The organism is Thauera phenylacetica B4P, from assembly GCF_000310225.1.
Lineage (GTDB): Bacteria > Pseudomonadota > Gammaproteobacteria > Burkholderiales > Rhodocyclaceae > Thauera > Thauera phenylacetica.
The window spans coordinates 1-1,698 of record NZ_AMXF01000428.1 but is presented as its reverse complement, the minus strand read 5'-3'; the positions used below and the strand labels follow the sequence as shown (position 1 = coordinate 1,698).

The window sequence follows — 1,698 nt, the reverse complement described above, 5'->3', positions numbered from 1 at the left end:
GCAGCGCGGCGCGGCGCGCTCGAAGCGGCGGCGCAGCAGGCTGCGGTCGAGGGCGAAGCCCGGCGCGGGGGCGGCGTCCTCGGAGGGGACGTCCTGGCGGCTCGCGTCCATGCGCTCGGCGCTCAGATCGCGCGCAGGCCGAGGCGCGCGAACAGGCGGTCGTCGCGGTCGGCGTCGGGGTTGTCGGTGGTGAGCAGGCGCTCGCCGTAGAACATCGAGTTGGCGCCCGCCATGAAGCACAGTGCCTGCAGCTCGTCGCTCATCTCGCTGCGACCGGCGGACAGGCGCACGAAGCTCGCCGGCATGGTGATGCGCGCGGCGGCGATCGTGCGCACGAACTCGAAGGGGTCGAGCGCTCCCGCGCCCGCGAGCGGCGTGCCCGGGACCTGGACGAGGTTGTTGATCGGCACCGACTCGGGCGGGGTGGGCAGGTTGGCGAGCTGGGCGATCAGCGCGGCGCGCTGGCGGCGGTTCTCGCCCATGCCCACGATGCCGCCGCTGCACACGTGGATGCCGGCGCCGCGCACCTTGTCGAGGGTGTCGAGGCGGTCCTGCAGGGTGTGGGTGGTGATCACCTGGCCGTAGAAGTCGGGCGCGGTGTCGAGGTTGTGGTTGTAGTAGTCGAGGCCGGCGTCGGCGAGCTGCTCGGCCTGGCCCTCCTTGAGCATGCCCAGGGTCACGCAGGTCTGCAGGCCGAGCGCCTTCACCTCGCGCACCATCTCGAGCACCGGGGCGAGGTCCTGGTCCTTCGGGCCACGCCAGGCGGCACCCATGCAGAAGCGGCTGGCGCCGCGCGCCTTCGCCGCGCGCGCGTTGGCGAGCACCTCGTCGACCGGGAGCAGGCGCTGGCGGGTGAGGCCGCTGTCGTGGCGGGCCGACTGCGAGCAGTAGCCGCAGTCTTCCGAGCAGCCGCCGGTCTTGATGGAGAGCAGGGTGGAACGTTGCACTTCCTGCGGGTCGAAGTGGCTGCGATGCACCTGCTGGGCGCGGAAGACGAGCTCGAGCAGGGGCAGCTCGAACAGCGCCTCGACCTCGGCGACCGCCCATTTGTGGCGGGACTGGGGCGCTGCGGGACGCTCGATCGTTGCGGAAGTCGTTGTCATGTAATGCTTTCCGGGCTGTAATTACGAATTACGAGGTCCGAATGTTCTTCCATCGGTGGAAATCTTGTCAAATTCACTGCATCCCCTGCGCGTCCTCCTCAACCATGCGATGGACGTGCTCGCGCCGCAGGACTGCTTCGTCTGCGGCGCGACGAGCGCCGGCGAGGCCGTCTGCACCGCCTGCGCCGACGAGCTGCCGCGGCGCCCGCCCACCGCCTGCCCGCAATGCGGCCTGCCCGGCCTGGATGGCGGGCGCTGCGCTGCCTGCCGGCGCAGCGCGCCGGCCTTCGACGCCACGCGGGCGGTGTTCGATTTCGCCTTCCCGGTCGACGCGATGATCCACGCGCTCAAGTACCGTCATCAGCTCGCGGTGGGCCGCTTCCTGGGCGATGCGCTGGCGCGCTGCGGCGCCGATTTCGGTGCGGAGGCCAGCGCGGCCGACCTCGTGCTGCCGATGCCGCTGCACCCGCACCGGCTCGCCGAGCGCGGCTTCAACCAGGCGGTGGAGCTGGCGCGCGGCTTCGCGCGTGCGCGCGAGCTGCCGCTCGGACTCGCCGTGGTCCGCAAGCTGCGCGACCTGCCGGCGCAGGCCGGG

The 1,698-nt window shown here is 71.9% G+C and carries 2 protein-coding genes; one reads left to right on the top strand and one right to left on the bottom strand.

Annotated features, from left to right (window positions below):
• Positions 1-122 precede the first annotated feature (122 nt).
• Positions 123-1,103 (bottom strand): biotin synthase BioB, encoded by a 981-nt coding sequence (gene bioB / locus C667_RS22745; RefSeq protein WP_004387822.1) that lies wholly within the window; start codon positions 1,101-1,103, stop codon positions 123-125.
• 55 nt (positions 1,104-1,158) lie between these two features.
• On the opposite strand from bioB, the gene C667_RS22740 reads away from it, so the two are divergent.
• Positions 1,159-1,698: ComFC family protein (locus C667_RS22740; protein ID WP_370701722.1), on the top strand; the 540-nt coding region annotated here is incomplete at its 3' end.

Bases quoted from the DNA above. Each gene is read 5' to 3' on its own strand.
- bioB (WP_004387822.1), bottom strand. From the start codon at position 1,103: ATGACAACGACTTCCGCAACGATCGAGCGTCCCGCAGCGCCCCAGTCC.